At 64.3% G+C, this 19,574-nt stretch carries 15 protein-coding genes, 1 pseudogene and 1 riboswitch; of the genes and pseudogenes, 12 read left to right on the top strand and 4 right to left on the bottom strand.

What is annotated here, in order from left to right; genetic code table 11:
- The 9 genes from EPO09_RS12375 to EPO09_RS12335 all read left to right on the top strand — a co-directional run.
- Window positions 1-1,163: ferrous iron transporter B (locus tag EPO09_RS12375; RefSeq protein ID WP_290643506.1), on the top strand; the 1,163-nt coding region annotated here is incomplete at its 5' end.
- A gap of 1 nt (window position 1,164) precedes the next feature.
- Entirely contained in the window at window positions 1,165-1,422 is a 258-nt protein-coding gene (locus EPO09_RS12370; RefSeq protein WP_290643504.1) for a hypothetical protein, read from the top strand.
- A gap of 162 nt (window positions 1,423-1,584) precedes the next feature.
- Window positions 1,585-1,824: a hypothetical protein gene (locus tag EPO09_RS12365; protein WP_290643502.1), complete on the top strand. Its 240-nt coding sequence runs from the start codon at window positions 1,585-1,587 to the stop codon at window positions 1,822-1,824.
- A gap of 69 nt (window positions 1,825-1,893) precedes the next feature.
- Window positions 1,894-2,006: riboswitch (TPP riboswitch) on the top strand.
- Between the two features lie 138 nt (window positions 2,007-2,144).
- Complete coding sequence (gene thiC / locus EPO09_RS12360) at window positions 2,145-4,076, top strand: phosphomethylpyrimidine synthase ThiC (RefSeq protein WP_290643500.1); 1,932 nt, start codon at window positions 2,145-2,147, stop codon at window positions 4,074-4,076.
- A 41-nt stretch (window positions 4,077-4,117) separates the two neighbouring features.
- Window positions 4,118-5,275 (top strand): FAD-dependent oxidoreductase, encoded by a 1,158-nt coding sequence (locus EPO09_RS12355; RefSeq protein ID WP_290643498.1) that lies wholly within the window; start codon window positions 4,118-4,120, stop codon window positions 5,273-5,275.
- Between the two features lie 47 nt (window positions 5,276-5,322).
- Window positions 5,323-5,565 carry a MoaD/ThiS family protein gene (locus EPO09_RS12350; RefSeq protein ID WP_290643496.1) on the top strand — a complete coding sequence of 81 codons (243 nt, stop codon included), beginning with the start codon at window positions 5,323-5,325 and terminating at the stop codon, window positions 5,563-5,565.
- A 31-nt stretch (window positions 5,566-5,596) separates the two neighbouring features.
- Window positions 5,597-6,397, top strand: coding sequence for a thiazole synthase (locus tag EPO09_RS12345; RefSeq protein ID WP_290643494.1), 801 nt, complete (start codon window positions 5,597-5,599; stop codon window positions 6,395-6,397).
- A gap of 5 nt (window positions 6,398-6,402) precedes the next feature.
- The gene (thiD, locus tag EPO09_RS12340) at window positions 6,403-8,013 is read left to right on the top strand and encodes a bifunctional hydroxymethylpyrimidine kinase/phosphomethylpyrimidine kinase (protein ID WP_290643492.1); all 1,611 of its coding nucleotides are present in this window, start codon (window positions 6,403-6,405) and stop codon (window positions 8,011-8,013) included.
- Between the two features lie 122 nt (window positions 8,014-8,135).
- Window positions 8,136-9,965, top strand: coding sequence for a sensor histidine kinase KdpD (locus EPO09_RS12335; protein WP_290643490.1), 1,830 nt, complete (start codon window positions 8,136-8,138; stop codon window positions 9,963-9,965).
- On the opposite strand, the gene EPO09_RS12330 is transcribed toward EPO09_RS12335, so the two are convergent.
- Window positions 9,959-10,444, bottom strand: coding sequence for an AtaL-like protein (locus EPO09_RS12330; RefSeq protein ID WP_290643487.1), 486 nt, complete (start codon window positions 10,442-10,444; stop codon window positions 9,959-9,961). The genes EPO09_RS12335 and EPO09_RS12330 overlap by 7 nt on opposite strands.
- Window positions 10,445-10,763: 319 nt before the next feature.
- Between EPO09_RS12330 and bioB the strand changes: the two are divergent.
- From bioB to ppk2, 3 genes and pseudogenes are all read left to right on the top strand, one after another.
- Window positions 10,764-11,720, top strand: a pseudogene (gene bioB / locus EPO09_RS12325) (biotin synthase BioB); the annotation flags it as partial.
- 83 nt (window positions 11,721-11,803) lie between these two features.
- On the top strand, window positions 11,804-14,749 hold the full coding sequence (locus EPO09_RS12320) for a PAS domain S-box protein (RefSeq protein WP_290643485.1): 2,946 nt from the start codon (window positions 11,804-11,806) through the stop codon (window positions 14,747-14,749).
- Between the two features lie 108 nt (window positions 14,750-14,857).
- Window positions 14,858-16,063, top strand: coding sequence for a polyphosphate kinase 2 (gene ppk2 / locus EPO09_RS12315; RefSeq protein WP_290643483.1), 1,206 nt, complete (start codon window positions 14,858-14,860; stop codon window positions 16,061-16,063).
- Here the strand turns inward: ppk2 and EPO09_RS12310 are convergent, their stop codons facing one another.
- From EPO09_RS12310 to EPO09_RS12300, 3 genes are all read right to left on the bottom strand, one after another.
- Window positions 16,064-16,564 carry a DUF4442 domain-containing protein gene (locus tag EPO09_RS12310; protein WP_290643481.1) on the bottom strand — a complete coding sequence of 167 codons (501 nt, stop codon included), beginning with the start codon at window positions 16,562-16,564 and terminating at the stop codon, window positions 16,064-16,066.
- Between the two features lie 38 nt (window positions 16,565-16,602).
- Window positions 16,603-18,015 carry a DUF1501 domain-containing protein gene (locus EPO09_RS12305; RefSeq protein ID WP_290643479.1) on the bottom strand — a complete coding sequence of 471 codons (1,413 nt, stop codon included), beginning with the start codon at window positions 18,013-18,015 and terminating at the stop codon, window positions 16,603-16,605.
- A 21-nt stretch (window positions 18,016-18,036) separates the two neighbouring features.
- A partial coding sequence (locus EPO09_RS12300) for a DUF1800 domain-containing protein (RefSeq protein ID WP_290643477.1) occupies window positions 18,037-19,574 on the bottom strand: 1,538 nt, incomplete at its 5' end.

Raw genomic sequence — 19,574 nt, 5'->3', positions numbered from 1 at the left:
TGATGTTCCTGGTCTTCCAGGCAGTGTTCACCTGGGCCAAGCTGCCCATGGACCTGATCGACAACGGCGTGGGGCAGGTCGGTGACCTGGTCAAGGCTCACATGGCCGATGGCATGTTGCGCAGCCTGCTGGTCGATGGTGTCATCGGCGGTGCGGGCAGCGTGCTGGTCTTCCTGCCACAGATCGTGATCCTGTTCGGCTTCATCCTGGCGCTGGAAGACTCGGGCTACCTGCCTCGCGCAGCCTTCCTGCTGGACCGCATCATGGGCAGCGTGGGCCTGTCCGGCCGCGCCTTCATCCCGCTGCTGTCCAGCTTTGCCTGCGCCATTCCCGGCATCATGGCCACCCGCACCATCGCCGATCCGCGTGACCGCATCGTCACCATCCTGATCGCGCCCTTGATGACCTGCTCGGCCCGGCTGCCGGTTTATGCACTGCTGATCGCGGCCTTCATTCCTGATCGCACGGTGGGTGGCATCTTCAACCTGCAAGGGCTGGTGCTGTTTGCCTTGTACATGGCGGGCATCTTCTCGGCCATGCTCGTGGCCCTGGTGCTCAAGAAGTTCATGAAGCAAGGTGGCGCGCAGCCCCTGCTGATGGAGCTGCCCGATTACCACGTGCCCCATCTGCAGAACCTGGCGCTGGGCCTGTGGGAACGCGCCAGCATCTTCGTCAAACGCGTGGGCACGATCATCCTGTCGCTGATGATCGTGCTGTGGTTCCTGTCGAACTTCCCCTCGCCACCGGATGGCGCCACGGGCCCGGCCATTCAATACAGCCTGGCCGGCATGGCCGGGCGCGCGCTGGAAGTGATCTTCGCGCCCATCGGTTTCACATGGCAGATCTGCATTGCGCTGGTGCCGGGCATGGCCGCACGTGAGGTGGCTGTGGCGGCCCTCGGTACCGTTTATTCGATGTCGCAAACGGGCGATGAACTGAGCAGCGCTTTGCAAGGCCTGATCGGCCATGCATGGTCCCTGCCCACCGCCTTGTCGCTCATGACCTGGTACGTGTATGCGCCGCAGTGCCTGTCCACGCTGATCGTCACCCGGCGCGAAACCAATGGCTGGCGCGTACCGATGATCATGCTGGGCTATATGTTTGCCCTGGCTTACGGCGCCTCCTACGTGGTCTATCACCTGGCCCTCAGGTGGGGAGCCTGACATGCGCACGGACTGGCAAAGCATCGTGACCATGGCCATCTGCCTGATGGCAGCCGGCTATCTGGCGCGGCGTTGGTGGCCTGGGCTCAAAGGCCTGCTGGCACCCGCACCTGCCGCATCACCTTCAGGCTTGACGGCCTGCGGTACGGCGACGGCACCGTCCGCCTCATGCAGCAGCGGCTGCGGCAACTGCGGCAGCACCGCCGCGGCGCCAGGCAAGGATCACCGCATCCACGTCGTCAAGCGCGACCAAGGCTGACACCCCCGCCGCTGGCCTGCCCGATCCCTGGGCTCAAGGGACATTGCCCCCCCATGGACGAGGGATTCCGCCCCCCTGTGCCGGGGATGCCGCAATCAGCCCCCGATTCCTACACTAGGTCCATTCAGAATTATTTCAGGCCTTCCCTGTCATCGACCAACCATGCGCCCGCTGTTCGCCATCGCGCCCCTTGCCTTGTTGCTGGCACTCATCGGCCCCACGCCGCATGAGGCCAACCAGGCCCTGGCGGCCTTCAAGGAACGCTTCATGAGCCCCAAAACGCCGCAGCGCGTTGAATCCGCCCATGATCTGGCCATCATCAAGCCGACCATGGCGGGCACGGGCTCGACCTTCAGCGCCATGCACAAAGGTGGCGTGATCGAAGCCAGCTTCCGTCCTTGAACGCGGCTTGTTGATTTCCCCTATTTCCTGACAGACCTTTCATCCGCCCCGCCGCTTGCGCTTACACTGCGCACTGCTCCGGGGTGTGCCTCACGTGATTCGTGCTGGCGCTGAGATGGAATACCGAACCCGCTGAACTTGATCCGGTTCATACCGGCGAAAGAAGAGCCGTACCTGACGCGAGTGGTCCGCCCTCGTCCCCTCCTGCCCAAGATGGGCAAGGAATCCGGGGCCTGATCACACCTCGCAGCGCCTGACGCCCGTCAGGTTCCAGGCACCCCTCGGAGCATGTGTTGCCACTGCCACCGTTGGAGCTGCCGATGAATGCCCCTGACCACACCGCCGCTGTTGCGCTGCAAGCGCTGGACGAACTCACGCGCCTGACCCGCGAACCCTTGCCGGGTTCTCGCAAGGTCTATATCCAAGGCAGCCACGAAGGCGTGCAAGTACCGATGCGCGAAGTCTCGCTGACCAATGGCGAAGTCGTGAGCCTGTACGACTGCTCGGGCCCCTATACCGACCCGAACGTGCAGATCGACGTCACCAAGGGCCTGCCTCCCGTGCGCGAGGCCGCCGTGGTCGCCCGTGGTGACACAGAGCTGTATGAAGGCCGCACCATCCAGGCGATGGACGATGGCCTCAAGGCTGACGAGCGTCATGACGCTCGCATGGCCGCCTTGCGTGAAGCCACCAAGAGCCTGCAACGCCAGCCGCGCCGAGCCAAGGCGGGGCACAACGTGTCGCAGATGCACTATGCACGCAAAGGCATCATCACGCCCGAGATGGAGTTCGTGGCCCTGCGCGAAAACCAGCGCCGCATTGATCAAGCGGAAGACTGGCGTGCCAAATACGGCATGGACGCCGAGCGCGAAGCCCGTCTGCGCGGCAACCCCATGGGCGCCATGATCCCGCGCGAGATCACGCCCGAGTTCGTGCGCGATGAAGTGGCCCGTGGCCGCGCCGTGATCCCCGCCAACATCAACCACACGGAACTGGAGCCGATGATCATCGGCCGCAACTTCCTGGTCAAGATCAACGCCAACATCGGCAACTCGGCTGTGACCTCGTCCATCGAGGAAGAAGTCGAGAAGATGGTGTGGTCGATCCGTTGGGGTGGCGACACCGTGATGGACCTGTCCACCGGCAAGCACATCCACACCACGCGTGACTGGATCGTGCGCAACAGCCCCGTGCCCATCGGCACCGTGCCCATCTATCAGGCACTGGAGAAGGTCGGCGGCGTGGCCGAAGACCTGACCTGGGAAATCTTCCGTGACACGCTGATCGAGCAAGCAGAACAAGGCGTGGACTACTTCACCATCCACGCTGGCCTGCGCCTGCACCACATCCCAATGACGGCCAAGCGCCGCACAGGCATCGTGTCGCGCGGTGGCTCGATCCTGGCGAAGTGGTGCATCTCTCACCACAAGGAAAACTTCCTGTACACGCGCTTCGAAGAGATCTGCGAGATCATGAAGGCGTACGACGTGACCTTCTCGCTGGGCGATGGCCTGCGCCCTGGCTGCCTGTCTGACGCCAACGACGAAGCGCAGTTCGCCGAGCTGCACACGCTGGGCGAGCTCACGCAGATCGCCTGGAAGCACGATGTGCAGACCATCATCGAAGGCCCGGGCCACGTGCCGATGCACATGATCCAGGCCAATATGGACGAGCAGCTCAAGCACTGCGCTGAGGCGCCCTTCTACACCCTGGGCCCGCTGACGATTGACGTGGCACCTGGCTACGACCACATCGCATCGGCCATCGGTGCAGCCATGATCGGCTGGATGGGCACGGCCATGCTGTGCTATGTGACGCCCAAGGAACACCTGGGCTTGCCCAACCGCGACGACGTCAAGCAGGGCCTGATCGCCTACAAGATCGCCGCCCATGCGGCGGACATCGCCAAGGGCCACCCTGGCGCCCGTGCGCGGGACGATGCGCTCTCGCAAGCCCGCTTCGACTTCCGTTGGCAGGACCAGTTCAACCTGGGCCTGGATCCCGAAACGGCACGTGACTTCCACGACGAGACGCTGCCCAAGGACGCAGCCAAGGTGGCGCACTTCTGCTCGATGTGCGGCCCCAAGTTCTGCTCGATGAAGATCACGCAGGAGGTGCGTGAGTTTGCAGCGTCACAGGGCGTAGGCGAGGGCGAAGCCCTCAGCCGTGGCATGGCCACCAAGTCCGAAGAGTTCAAGCAAGTTGGCGGCGAGCTCTACATCCCGATCAAGGCCGAGCGCCCTGCTGCCTGAGGCTGCGACCAAACGGTCATACCTACCAAGAAGGAGCCGTCATGCAAGGCGCTTCTCCCACCCCGGACCGCAAGCTGAAGATCGGCATTGCGGGCGCCGGCCTGCTGGGTCGACTCATGGCCTGGACGCTGGCCCATCAGGGCCATCAGGTCAGCGTGTTCGACCCTGCCCCCGGCCCGCAACCAGCCTATGACGGCCATGGCGCGGCCGGCTTCACGGCGGCGGGCATGCTCAGCCCTCTGGCCGAACTGGAAACAGCGGAGCCAGATGTGGCGGCACGCGGCTGGCATTCGATCAACCGTTGGGAGCAGATCACGGGTGCGCTGTCTCGCCGCACCTACAAGCCACCTCACTTTGCGCGCAGGGGCAGCCTGATGGTCGCGCACGGCACGGATCTGGGCGCAGCCAGACGTGTCTTGAGCCGGCTCGATGAAGGCTTGCAAGGCCCCGATCGCCGCCCCACTTCGGCACCTCGTCAACCTGAGACCTTGAGCGCAGGGCAGTTGCGCCAGGTCGAGCCTTGCTTGCATGGCAGCGCCGGACCGCTACACGCCTGGATGCTGCATGGCGAAGGCCACATCGACACGGTGCGCACGCTGCAATGCCTGTTCGAAGATGCGCCCCATGTGCATTGGCACTGGGCCCAGCCGGTCAAGCACGTCAGCCCGCACAAGCTGGATGTGGCGGCCTGCCGCAACCACCAGGGCGATCACTACGACTGGGTCTTCGACCTGCGGGGCACGGGCGCCCGCCCTGATGCGCCTGTGCGCGGCGTGCGCGGCGAAGTGGTCTGGCTGCACGCGCCCGGCGTGGACCTGCAACGCCCTGTGCGCCTGCTGCATCCGCGCCATCGCGTCTACATCGTGCCGCGCCCGGGCGATGTGGTGCTGATCGGCGCCAGCGAGATCGAAAGCGAAGACCGCTCGCCGATGTCGCTGCGCTCGGCTGTCGAACTGTTGGCCGCCGCGCACAGCGTGATCCCGGCATTGGCGGAGGCTCGCATCCTGCGCATGGACGTGAACCTGCGCCCGGCCTTGCCCGACCATCGCCCCGAGATCCACATCGAGCCCGGCATGGTGCGCATCAACGGCCTGTATCGCCATGGCTGGTTGCTGGGCCCCTCACTGGTGGACGAAGCCTTGTCACGCATCGGCCTGCACAGCACTGCAGCCTGCGATGACCCGGCCCTGGCCATTTGAGCTGCCCATCCGAACCACCGACACACCCGCGCATTCGAGTTGAACCCATGAACACCGCGCAAGCACTGGCCGCCCCCATCACCGTTCAAACCGATCAAGGCCCACTGAACCTGCCTGCTGGCAGCACCTTGTGTGATGCCCTGGATCACCTGCTGCCCGCCCTGGGCAAACAAGCCGAACAAGTGGCCACAGCCGTGAACGGCGAGTTCGTGCCACGCGGCGCACGCGCCGGGCACCTGCTGCACGACGGCGATGCCGTGCTGTGCTTTTCCCCCATCACTGGCGGGTAGATGTGGACCGCCCCTCTCACGGAGACCTGACATGACCGACACCTGGCAGATTGGTGACACCACCCTGCAAAGCCGCTTCCTGCTGGGCACAGCCGGCTATCCCTCGCCTCAAGTGCTGCGCGAAGCGATCGATGCCTCCGGCTCGCAGGTGCTGACCTTGGGCCTCAAGCGCACACTGGCCGTACCCGGCGGTGGCGACAACGGCTTCGTGCAGATCATCCGCGACACGGCCAAGGAACGCGGCGCACACCTGCTGCCCAACACCGCAGGCTGCCGCAGCGCACGCGAAGCCATCAACCTGGCCTACATGGCGCGTGAGTTATTGGGCACGCACTGGATCAAGCTGGAAGTGGTGGGCGATGAACAAACGCTGCAGCCCGATCCTTTCGAGCTGGTCGAAGCCGCACGGCAGTTGATCAGCGATGGCTTCGAGGTGCTGCCCTATTGCACCGATGACCTGGTGAGCGCGCAACGCCTGGTCGATGCAGGCTGCCGCATCCTCATGCCTTGGGCGGCCCCCATTGGCTCTGGCCTGGGCCTGCTCAACCCCTGGGCGCTGCGCACCTTGCGCGCGCGCCTGCCCCACATCACCCTGATCGTGGATGCAGGCCTGGGCGCACCATCGCATGCGGCTGCCGCCATGGAGTTGGGCATGGATGCGGTGCTGTTGAACTCGGCGGTCTCGCAATCGGGCAACCCGGTGGGCATGGCCAGCGCCTTTGCACATGCGGTGCAAGGCGGCCGGGCAGGCTTCAAGGCCGGCTTGATGCCCACCAGCGACGTGGCCGTGGCCACCACGCCTGTTGGCGGCCAACCCTTTGTGCTGTTGTGACACCCATGAGCCGTACCACCCGCCCGCCCATCATCTGGAGCATCGCCGGGCAAGACAGCGCAGGCGGCGCAGGCCTGAGTGCCGACCAACGTGCCGCTGATGCCATGGGCGTGCACCTGTGCCCCGTGGTCGCTTGCGTCACCGCACAGAACTCGATGGGCGTGAAGGCCATTTTCCCCGTATCGCCCGCCCAGCTGGATGCGCAGCTTCAGGCCCTCGCGCAAGACATGCCGCCCGCCGCCATCAAGACCGGCCTGCTGGGCGACGTGGCCTTGATCGAAGTGGTGGCCACCTGGGTGCGGCAACTGCGCGAAATCAACCCGAATCTGCCGCTGGTCATCGACCCGGTGCTGGGCGCCTCTGCCGGTGGTGCGGCGTTCAGCAACGACGAAGTGCTGTGGGCCTACCGCCGCCACCTGCTGCCGCTGGCCACGCTGATCACGCCCAACCGGTCTGAAGCCCAGCGCCTGTTGGGGCGACCGGCTCGACACGATGGCGCTCAAGAGGATCTGCCCGACCTGGCCTTGCGCCTGCGCGAAATGGGCGCCCGCAACGTGGTCATCACGGGCGGTGATGCGCCCTCACCTGACTGGGCACTGGACTGGATGGACGCGGCCCCTCACGCGCAAGGCTGGCTGAGCAACCGCCGCGTGGCCACGCGCCATCACCACGGCAGCGGCTGCACGTTTGCCACGGCGGCCGCCAGTGCCCTGGCGCTGGGCCACGTGGGCGCAGATGCCATCGTGCTGGCCAAGATGCGCACAACCCAGGCCTTGCTCAATGCACACGAGGCTGGTGAAGGGCCTGGCCCGGTCATGCCATCGGCTGCCCGCCCACTGGGCCCCTTGCCGTGGCTGGGCATCGGGCGCGCACTGCCCTGGCAGATCACACAGGGCGATGGATCCGATCGCCCGCTGTTCCTGCCATTCGACGCCCCACCAGACGGGCTCTACGGCATCCTGCCCGACAGCGAGCAACTGCAAGCCGCCGCCCAAGCCGGCATGCGCTGCCTGCAATTGCGCCACAAGGCCAGAGAAGGCGCGGAAGCCCACATGGCAGCCAGTGCGCGTACCTGTGCCGAGCACGGCGCCCTGCTGTTCATCAACGATCACTGGCAACAGGCCTTGTCCCTGCCGCAAGACCCTGACTTGAAGCTGGGCCTGCACCTGGGCCAGGAAGATCTGCTCGGGCTCAGCCCCACCGATCAACAGCAGTTGCTGGCTGCCCGTGGCCGCATCGTGCTGGGCCTGAGTTCGCACAGCCCCTGGGAGCTGGCACGCGCTGCAGGCTGCGGCGCCAGCCTGATCGCCTGCGGGCCGGTGCTGCCCACCACCACCAAGGACATGCCCTGGGTGCCGCAAGGCGAAGACAACCTGCGCTGGTGGGTGGCGCACAGCCCCGCCCCGGTCGTCGCCATCGGTGGCTTGCTCGATCCGCAAGACCTCACCCGCTACGCCGCATGCGGCCCGGCATGCCTGTGCGTGGTGCGCGGTCTGGGGCGCCACGCGGCAGACATGCAAGCCAGGCTACCCAGCCTGCGTGAAGCGGTGCGCGAAGGGCACCTCCGTGTTTCCCCACCCCTTCAGGAACGCAGCCTGCCCCACCCCGTGCTCTAGTTGCGCCACAGCGCTGCACGCTTAAGCTCCGCTTGCTTTTCAGGGGCATCGCTTTCTGATAGCTTTGGTGCACGCCCATGGTGCATGCATGGGTATGTCACCCAACAAGAAGCCAAGCCCTGATGACGCCAGCATCGGTTCGACGACCGCCCTCCAGGCGCCTGTACCTGTATGTACTGGCCCCCTCCGTGGTGGTGGTCGGGCTCGTGGGCTGCATGGCCATTGTCAGCGTCATGCTGCTGGGCGCCGTTCGCGCTTATGTGGGAGGCGAGAGCCTGTGGTCGAAAGCACGCAATGAAGCCGTGCAGCACCTGCGCGATTACGCGGCCAGCCATGACAACACGGACTATGTGCTGTTCGAGGCCGCCCTCAAAGTGCCCTTGGGCGACCGCCGCGCACGCGAAGGCATGAGCCAGCACACGCTGGACACGCCCGCCATCCGCGCGGCCTTCCTGGATGGCGGCAACCACCCGGACGACATCGGCGGCATGATCACCCTGTTTCGCCAGTTCGGTGACCGGGACCTGTTCAAAGACTCGCTGACCGCCTGGGAAGAAGGCGATCAGTTGATTGCCCATTTGCAGGCCCAGGGCCAGGCGCTGCGCCTGGCCATTCAAGGTGATGCCTCGCCTGCCCAAATCAAGGCAATCCTGCAAGGCATCCATCAACTCAATGAAGCGCTGTTCCAGGCTGAAATCCGCTTCAGCACCAACCTCGCGCGGGCATCGCGCCTCACTGAAAACCTGCTGGTTGGCGCCACGCTGCTGGCCATGGGGGCCTTGTCGCTGGCCGGCTACCTGATCATGCGCCAGGGCTTGCGGCGCCAACATCGCTATCAGCAAGACCTCGCCCGTGCCAACCGTCGCCTTGAACTGGCCGTGGTCGGCGCCAAATTGGGCTTGTTTGAGCTGGATGCCGATGGCACGGTGGTCACGCTGGACGCCCATGCCGCCTCGCTGTATGGTTTGCCGGAAAGCCCGGTCACCCTGCCGGGGCGGGCCTTGCTGGAACGTGTTCACCCGGAGGATCGCCGTCAGGCCGATCAGACCGTTCAAGCCGCCCTGGCTGGTCACCACCTTTTCCGCCTCACGGTACGCGTGGTGCTGCCAGGCCAGACGCAGCCGCGCTACCTGGAGACCATCGGAGACCTGCCCGACAAAGGGCAAGATCCATCGCAACGCATCGTTGGGGTCGTGCGTGACGTGACGCAGGAGCAACTGCGCCAGCAACTGTTCGTCGAACGAGACGCGGCCGAGAAGGTTGCCCATTCACAGCGCCACTTCCTGTCCCGCCTCAGCCACGAACTGCGCACGCCGCTCAACGCCATCCTGGGCTTTGCTCAACTGCTGTCCATGGACCGCCAGCAGCCTCTGCACGCCACCCAGCAACGCCAGGTCGAATGGATCCTGGACGCGGGGCAGCAACTGCTCAAGCTGGTGGAGGACGTGCTGGACCTCAGCAAGGTGGAAGCCGGCGAGATCAGCATCCACCCGAATCGCACCGAGCTGTCAGGCATCGTGAACGCCAGCCTGGTGCTGGTCGAGGCTGCCCTGCAACGCTATGAAGTAACGATCGTCAACCGCATACCCGCACAGCGCTTTCATGTGATGGCGGACAGCTGCCGCCTGCAGCAGGTGCTGGTCAATCTGCTGAGCAATGGTTGCAAGTACAACCGCCCCGGCGGCCACATCATCCTGGATGCCCAAGAAGAGGCAGATCAGGTGTGCCTGGTGATTGCCGACAATGGTGTGGGCATGACGCCCGAGGATGCCGCCATCCTTTTTCACCCCTTCCAGCGTGTGCAAGCCATGTCAGCCAAGGTGGAAGGCACAGGCTTGGGGCTTTACATCGTCAAACAACTGGTCGAGCGCATGGGCGGCCAGGTGACGGTCAGCAGCGAGTTGAATGTGGGCTCGCGCTTCGTGGTGCGCTTGCCCAAAGCCCCTCAGTGACTGGCGCTGGCGAACTCGCCGTTGTCCAGCCATTCGCGCAGGCAACGCACCATGTCCCGGTCGTTGTGCAGCCAGGCGTTATGGCGATAGTCGTTGTAATAGGCCTCTTCGGCAGTCTGCTCGCCCAGGGCCACATACACAAAGCGCAGCACCATCTGATGCGACTGAGGCTCTTCAATGCTGATTGTCAGGCGGATTGGGGCCGTGTCACCGTGTGGTTCCGGCGTGAACTGCATGCGCTGATGCAGCTCGGTCTGAACCTCATCGCGAAAAGCATGCTGGCCAAAGCGCAAGGTGCGGCTGAACACGCCAGGCGAGGTTTCCTGCCACTCGCAGGATTCAGGCCCATTGGGAAAACGCTGCGGCGTCTGGACGCGCGCCATCAGGCCGTGCCAGAGCTGCTCGCGCGTGAAGACGGACGCCGCCATCTGCGCGGCCAACTTCGGTGAATTGATCTCGATGAGGTGTTCAAAACGCATGGCGCGAGCTTACTGCAAGGCTGGCGGCGACACCCGTTTTCACATCATCAAAAACCCGGGCGCTTGTTGACGCACCACTCGACCTGCGTCATCAGAATGATTTCAACGTCACCCATGTCAAGCGCACGGCAGACTACACTCGCACCTGCTTGCTCCGTCAACTCATGCCGCGCCCGGGCGCGGTCGTCAGTCCATGTCTCAGTGCTCGACCCCCTCTTCGACTGAATCCAAGCCGATCCAGATCGTCCCCAAGAAGGCCATCCTCAACAGCCATGGCTGCGGCGGCGACTGTACGGACCACGACGACAGCAACGCGCCCTGGCCGCGCACCAAGGTGCTGGAACTGCTGAACCTGCCCTTCAACGACCTGATGTGGCAGGCCCAGCAGGTGCATCGCGCCCACTGGGACGCCAACGAAATCGAACACGCCACGCTGCTGTCGGTCAAGACCGGCGGCTGCCCTGAAGACTGCGGCTACTGCCCTCAATCGGCCTCGCACGACACGGGCGTGGAAGCCAGCAAGCTGATGTCGCCAGACGAAGTGCGCGAAGCCGTGGTCGCCGCGCGTGATGCCGGCGCCAGCCGCTTCTGCATGGGTGCCGCCTGGCGCGCCCCCAAGGACCGCGACATCGAGAAAGTGGCCGAACTGATCGGCGTGATCAAGGACGAAGGCCTGGAAGCCTGCTGCACCCTGGGCATGCTGACCGACACCCAGGCCAAGTCCCTGAAAGATGCCGGCCTGGATTACTACAACCACAACCTCGATACCGCCCCGGAGCTGTACGGCGACATCATCTCCACGCGCGATCTGCAAGACCGCCTGGACACCCTGGGCCACGTGCGCACCGCCAATATCAAGGTCTGCAGTGGGGGCATTGTGGGCATGGGCGAGACCCGCGAAGGCCGCGCTGGCCTGATCGCCCAACTGGCCAACCTGCCCACCTATCCCGAGTCGGTGCCCATCAACGACCTGGTGCGCGTACCTGGCACCCCTTTGGCTGACACGCCGCCGCTTGACCCGCTGGAGTTCGTGCGCACCATCGCCGTGGCCCGCATCACCATGCCCAAGGCCCGTGTGCGTCTCTCGGCCGGCCGGCAGGCCATGAGCGAGGCCGTGCAGGCCATGTGCTTCCTGGCTGGCGCCAATTCGATCTTCTACGGCGACAAGCTGCTGACCACCGGCAACCCGGCTTTCGACAACGACCAGGCCTTGCTCAAGAAGCTGGGCCTGCGCAGTGGCAAGGCCGTAACGGCCCGCGTTGACGCAAGCAACTGACATCCGGTTGAACCCTAGCGCCGGCTAGCTGGCGCAGGACGCCATAATCGTGCGAGCCCCATTCCCAGGGGCGGAGCACAGGGATGCAGGTCACACGACGCGCGCTGTTCAGCCTTCGGGCCACTGTCGGCTACGCCGTGTTCGCGGGCGCCTGGATCCTGCTGTCTGACCGGGTACTAGAGCTCTTTGCCGACCCGCACGCGCTGGCGCGCTTCTCCACGTTCAAGGGCCTCGTCTTCATTGCCGTGACAGCGGCGATGTTGTGGGTCACGCTGCAGAACGTGCCCGCCGACACCGACATCAACCTGACTGACGACACACCCAGCCAGGGAGGGTGGCTCAGCGTACTGTGGGGGATCATCCCGCCCTTGCTGGCGGCAGCCCTCCAATGGGTCTTCTGGGCACAGATCGATCCTTACGCCTGGCTGCTCGACTACCCCGCCGTGTTCGTCGCAGCCTGGCTGGGCGGCTGGTATGCGGGCAGCCTGGCCACCGCGCTGTCAGCGGCCTTGAGCTGGTACGTTTTTGTGCCCCCTGCGATGTCATGGCATCTGGCCAAGCCGTCTCATACCGTGGCCATCGGTGTGTTCGTGGCCATGGGCCTGCTCATGAGCATGATGATCGAATGGCTGCGGCGGCTCGAGCATCGCGCCAGCAACCGCAAGTTTGAAGCCCTGGTCGAGCAGACCCTGGCAGGCATCTACATCATTGAAGGCGATCGTTTTCGTTATGTGAACCCGGCCTTTGCCACCATGCTGGGCTACGACGATCCCGACGACATCATTCACCGCCTGCCCGTGAGTGCCCTGGTCGCCCCACCTGACCGGGAGAGGGTCCGACAACAGTTGCAAACCCGTTTTGACGACCCGTCGCAGGAGGCCCGCTATGGCTTCACCGGCTTGCGCAAAGATGGCACGCACGTCGAACTGGAAGTGCATGGACGAGGTCTGAAAACCGCAACAGGGCATGCGGTGATCGGCCTCGCACTGAACATCAGCGAGCGCCGCCGCACCGAAGCGGCCCTGCGCCAGAGCGAGCAGCTACTGCGTTCGGTGATCGAGGGCACCACGGAAGCCATCTTCGTCAAGGACGTGGCAGGCCGCTATCTGATGGTCAACCAGGCCACCAGCAACATGGCAGGCATCCCCATCGAGGACATCCTCGGCAAGGACGACACCGAGCTGTTCGATGAGGCGTCCGCCAAGCGGATACGTGCCGTCGATCTGGCCATCATGGCGGCTGGCACCACGCAGACCGCACAAGAACAGCTGACCTTCCGCAACGGCCATCACCACACCTTCCTCGTCACAAAGGGCCCGGTCAAGGACGATGCGGGGCAATTGCTCGGCATGTTCGGCTTGTCCAGAGACATCACGGAGATGATGAGCACGCAAGCTGCGTTGCGCGACAAGCAAGCCTTGCTGGACCGCATGAGCCTGCTGGCCAAGGTCGGTGGCTGGAGTCTGGATGTGGCCACCATGGTAGGCACCCGCACAGATGGCGCCGCCCGCATCCTGGATCTGGACCCCACACAGCCAGCGTCCTTGCGCTTCAATGACGGGCAGCGCTACTTCCAGGGCGAGCACCTCGACAAGATCACGCAGACCATCCGCCAAGCCATCACGGAAGGCACACCCTATGCCCTGGAGCTGGAACTGATCAGCGCCAAAGGTGTTGCCAAATGGATTCGCACGCAAGGCGAACCGATCATGGTCGATGGGCGAGTGGCCCGGATCGAAGGCGCCATCCAGGACATCAGCGAAGTGAGGCAGGCTCGCGTGGCGCTGCAAGCCCATCAGGAGCACCTGGAGCAGATGGTGCGGGCCCGCACCGCCGAGCTGGAAACGGCCCGCCAGGAAGCCGAGCAACTGGCTCGCATCAAGAGCGACTTCCTGGCCAACATGAGCCACGAGATCCGCACGCCGCTCAATGGGGTGCTGGGCCTGGCCCAGATCGGCGCGCGTGAGCACACCGGTGAAGCCCGCCAGATCTTCGATCAGATCAATGCCTCGGGCCGCCTGCTGCTGGGCGTCATCAATGACATCCTGGACTTCTCCAAGATCGAAGCCGGCAAACTGCGCATTGACCTGCAACCCGTGCAAATCCGCGAGGTGCTGGCACGAGCCATGGCCCTGGTGCAAGAGCGGGCCCGGGAAAAAGGACTCCCTCTGCTGATCGATGTGGATGACAGCGTCCCCGCCTCCTGCGTGGGCGATGCGCTGAGGCTGGAGCAGATCGTGCTGAACCTGCTGTCCAACGCCGTGAAGTTCACTGCGCAAGGCGAGGTGCGCGTGCACGCCCATGCGCGAGACGGGCACCTGCTGATCGACGTGATCGACACGGGCATCGGCATGACGCCAACGCAGATCGAGGGGCTGTTCCGTCCTTTCGAGCAGGCTGATGGCTCCACCACGCGCCAGTACGGCGGCACAGGCCTGGGCCTGACCATCTCCAAGCGACTGGTCGAGATGCTGGACGGCCAGATCCGCGCCTTCAGCGAACCCGGGCAAGGCACGCGCTTTGAAGTCAGCCTGCCACTGATCACGACACAGCCGTCGCCGCTGCAAACATCCACGCTGGGGCCAACCACCGCCCCATCGCAAGAGCAGACGCAAGCGGCCACATACGCAGGGGGCCGCCTGGCAGGCATCCGCGTTCTGGCTGCCGAGGACAACCTCGTCAACCAGATGGTGCTGTCCGAACTGTTGAGCTACGAGGGGGCTCAGGTCGTCATGAGCGACAGCGGCCTGGCCGTGCTGGCGCAGTTGCAGGACAAGGGCGCGCAGGCCTTTGACGTCGTGCTGATGGACATCCAGATGCCGCAGATGGACGGCTATGACGCGACCAGGCAAGTCAAGCGACTCGCCCCGAATCTGCCCGTCATCGGCCAGACTGCGCACGCCATGTCCGAAGAACATGCCAAGTGCCTGGAAGCGGGCATGGTGGATCTGGTCGTCAAGCCCATTGAACTGGAGACGCTGGTCAGGACCATCCTGCGCCACGTACCCACCAACATACCCGTTTGCTGAAACGGCAAATTGCACGCGAAATGCTGCACTGGTTTCCTGATTCATTCCTTGCCCTGAGCGCGCCAAAGGCGTAGCGTTGTCGGATACCGAAAACAACGCCACCGCGCCATGGACAAAACCTCGATCGCCTCTCGCCGCACAGCAACCAAGACCACGACCAAGGCCGCAAGCAAAACCGCTAGCAAGGCCCCCAGGAAGGCCGCCGCGCCACGAGGTGAGGCCCCTCGACGGGCCAGCCGAGGCGACGTGATCACCGCCAGCTCGCGCAAACGCATCGAGGATCTGGTGGCCAAGCAGGCCACCGAAGGCGCACAACAAGCCAAAGTAGCCGCCCTGCACGACATCGTCCGCCAGACGCCGCCTGACGACCTGGCTCAGGCGCTGGACGCCGTGCTCAAGGGCTCGGCCCCTGACGATGCCGCCGTGCTGCGCGCCGCCTTGATGGGCAAGCTGGAAAGCAGCATCCCCAAAGGCAACCCTGACGACGAACTGGCCCCGCACTGGCGCGATGCCACCACCTACCCGTACAAGAACCTCATGGTGCGCAAGAACTATGAGAAGCAGAAGTACCGCTTGCAGGTGGAGCTGCTCAAGCTGCAGGCCTGGGTGAAGGCCACGGGCGCCAAGGTGGTGATCCTGTTTGAAGGGCGTGATGCGGCCGGCAAGGGCGGCACGATCAAACGCATGATGGAGCACCTCAACCCTCGCGGCGCGCGCGTGGTCGCTCTGGAAAAACCCAGCGATGTCGAGAAGGGCCAGTGGTATTTCCAGCGCTATGTGCAGCACCTGCCCACGGCGGGCGAGATCGTGCTGTTTGACCGCAGTTGGTACAACCGTGCGGGCGTCGAGCATGTGATGGGCTTTTGCACGCCCGAGGAATACCGCGAGTTCATGCGCCAGGCACCGGAGTTCGAACGCAACCTCGTGCGCTCAGGCGTGCACCTGATCAAGTTCTGGTTCTCGGTGAGCCGCAAGGAGCAGCGCCGCCGCTTCAAGGAGCGCGAGACGCACCCGCTCAAGCAGTGGAAGCTCTCGCCCATTGACCTGGCCTCACTGGACAAGTGGGACAGCTACACGCATGCCAAGGAAGCGATGTTCTTCCACACCGACACGGCCGATGCGCCGTGGACGGTGATCAAGAGCGATTGCAAGAAGCGCGCTCGCCTCAATGGCATGCGCTACCTGCTGCACAAATTGCCCTATGCCAACAAGGACCTCAGCAATGTGCCGCAGCCCGATCCGCTGCTGGTGGGCCGTGCCAATGTGGTCTACGAGCGGGGCGAGACGCCCGCTGTGGCGCACGACGAGGGTTGATTAGCCCCGCTTCTTGGGCACCCAGGCCCAGATCATCTCGCACTGGATGGGTTCCTGACCGGACTCGTCCGTGATGCTCACGGGCACGGTCACTTCGCCCTTTTCCTGCGTGAGGATCTGCTGGATCTGCTCGGGCCGCAGTTGTGCCACGGCCTTCATGTCGCCCACCGAGCGCTTGAGGTAATCCACCTTGAGCGTCTTGATCAGCGGCAGCTTGTCATCGGGCACGTTCATGCCCACGCAAAAACCCGTGGCGGTTTCAGCCAGCAGGGCCATGGCCGCGGCGTGCACACCCTTGATGTGGTTCTGCACCTTGCGGCGGTTGCGGATGCTGACCACCACGCGTGCGTTGCTGATCTCTTCAAAGCGCAGGCTGGATGTGCCCACCAGTGGCACCACATTGCCCAGGATGAAGCTGGTCAGCCAGGGGCTCAGGTTGCCGGGCAGGCCCTGAAGCTTGGCGACGGTGCGGCTGAGTTGATTGGGCTTGCTGCTGCTCATGCGGACTCCATGTGAACTGGGGCCGCATGGTAGCGGATTCAGGACGCACTCGGCGCGGCAGGCAGCAGAAGATTAGCCAGAACTTGTGGGTCAAATGATGACAGATGGGGGGCGATCAATGCACGTTGATCAACGCTGCTCACACCCATCCATGTGCCCAACGCCCCCGCCAGTTGGTCCACGGCCATCGTCGGCAACAGGCGGCCCTGACCAATGTCCTGCGGGCCATTGAGGCCGGCATCGGGCAGCGCGCCATAGAAGCGCCCACCCTGCACCGCCCCACCCAGCACGAAGTGATGGCTGCCCCAGCCATGGTCGGAGCCATCGCCATTGCTGCTGAGCGTGCGCCCGAAATCACTGGCCGTGAAGGTGGTGACGCGATCGGCCATGCCCAGCTCATTGGTGGCATCGGCAAAGCTCTTGAGCGCATCGGCCACCTGGCCCAGCAAGATCGAATGCTGGCTGCCCAGGTTGTCGTGCAGATCAAAGCCACCCAGCGTCACGAAGAACACCTGCCGGGTCAGCCCCAGTTTGCCGCTGGCGGCCACCATGCGCGCCACCATCTGCAACTGCGCCGCCAGGCGATTGCCCGCCGTGAAGGGTGTGCTCAGGCGTGGCACGCTGGCCAGGGCCGCGCTGAGGTCGGCTTGCGCATCCACCGCACGGCGCATGGTGCGCGCATGCAGTTGCGCCATCACATGCGTGCTCGAAGGCTGCGTGACCACGCGCTTGAACAGATCCGAGCAGGCCGCCGAGCCATACATCAGGCCATCGGCGGCACGCAAGGGTGCGGGGCCAGCGAGATCCAGCGTGTAGGGCGTGCTCTGATCGCCCGCCAGGAACACCGCATTGCCAGCCAGGTTGACGCAGGTGAAAGCCGCCTTGCCGTTGCCCGACATGAACAGGTCACCCAGGCGCCCACCCCAACCTGTCTGCGCGCCTTCATGGGCATACGATTGCCAGACCGATTGCTGGTCGTTGTGCGAAAAGAGCTTGGGCGGCAGTGCCACGCGGTGGGCGCGGAAGTCCGCCAGCGACGTGGGCTGGATGAGCGGGCCGATGTTGAGCAGCACGGCCAGCTTGCCCATGTCGAAATACGGTTTGATGGGCGCCAGTGCCGGTGCCAAGGCCATCTGGCGGGCATCAGGCAAGGCCTGTGCAGGCACCAGCGCCGTGGCTTGCAGGCTGGCCTGCGATAAAGCCAGGGTAGGCCGCGCAGTGTTGTAGCTCAGATAGCTGGGCGTATCGAAGGGGATCAGGGTATTGGCCTGGTCATTGCCACCTTGCAGGAACACGCACACCAGCGCCTTGTAGCCGTCATTGGCAGACGTGGCCGCAGCCGCATCGGCCATGGCGGCTAGATTGAAAGCCCATGGCGTGGCAGAACCCAGCATGGACAAAGCCCCTGCGCGGCGCAAGAAGGCACGACGGCTCGAATCAGACACAGACATCTTGTGGCGCCCTCCTGCTTGTCAAAACTGCACCAGGTACTCGGGCGAGCACAGCACGATCAGCATGGCCGTGACCACACGCCTCAAAGCCCCATCGCTCAAGCTCATGGGCAAGGTTGAGATGGCTGAGACCAGATCGGCCACCAACGTGGCGGACAAAGTTCGCCCTGTGAACAGCAGATTGATGCGATCGACCAGTGCAGCCGGATCATTGGCCAAGGGCAACCAATCGGCATAGTTCGCGGACACACCAGAGGCCCCATAAGGCAGCACCTGGAACATGAAGTTCGCATAGCCGATCACGGTGCACTCATCGGTGATCTGGAACTCCGGCGCCACCAGCCCTTGCTGCGCCAGCGCCGATTGCGTCGGCACATAGGCGGGCCGGAAGAAATTGAACACCGAGGGCGAACGCATGGGACTTTGGCCCAACCTGTCTGGCGCAGACAGATCACCCACGTTCCACAAGCCATCCGCGCTTTGCACTTGCACCACGCGCGCCCATTGCAGGAAACGCAAGACGGGCTCGCGCAACTTGCCGCTCACATCGGTGCTCATCGGCGACAGGCCCAGGCGCACTTCGACATCCAGCAAGATGGCACGGATCACGGCCTTCATGTCGCCACGCACGCCTTGCCCGTTGTCGTTGAAAGCGGCAGCCACTCGGCTGACATAGCCTGCGCTGGGGTTGCTGCTGGTCAGGCGCTGGATGAGCCTGCGTGCCACGAAGGGCGCCACATTGGGATGCTGGCAGATGGCATCCAGAGCCTGCTGCAAGGCCAGCAGGCCCGGTGTGCTGCCGGCAATCGTCGCGCCAAGAAAGGTCTTGTCTGCCGTGCTGTGCGCTGCCTGGTTGAACACCATGGGGCGCTGCATATAGGCCGGGCTGCCGGCATCGAAGCGATCGAAGTCCCAGCCGGTGAACACCCGCGCCAACCCGGTGATGTCGTCGTTGCTGTAGGTCTCGACGGGCTGACCTGTGGCATCGAGTTGCGGAGAACCATCGGGCTGCAGTTGCACCAGGCCGATGGTGAACAGTTGCAGCAGCTCACGTGCAAAATTCTCATCCGGCCTGCGCCCTGATGCGTCTTCCTTGCTGCTGCCTCGCATGCTGAGGTACACACCCATGGCCGGGCTGAGTGTGATGCGCTCGATCAGCGTGCGGAAGTTGCCAAAGCACTCTGCCTCCAGCAAATCCCAATAGGCCGCGCAGCCGAACTGCCCCCAAGGCACCGGCATATTGCGCACCGACACCACGAAGATCTCGGACAGCACCAGCACCACGCGCTGGCGCAAGGTGTCAGGGCTGTTGAGCAGGCGCCACCATAGGGCGTTGTCGATACCCACATCGGTCGACTTGTACTGCGCCGCGCCAAAGCCTTTGGCATTCATCCAGGCCCACAGCGAATCGGGCAAGGGCATGGCGAACTGCTGATCCAGCCAGGCATCCCATCCTAGTTGCACCAGTTGGTCGATGTCATGCGGGGTGGTGGCCAGCGTGGCCTGGGCCAGAAAGCGGGCGGCGCTTGGAGAATCGGGGGGGGCCAACTGATCAGGCG

This window comes from Aquabacterium sp. (assembly GCF_004297345.1).
Classification (GTDB): domain Bacteria; phylum Pseudomonadota; class Gammaproteobacteria; order Burkholderiales; family Burkholderiaceae_C; genus Aquabacterium.
Note: the sequence above shows the minus strand (reverse complement) of the source record. Positions and strands in the feature narration are given on the sequence as shown.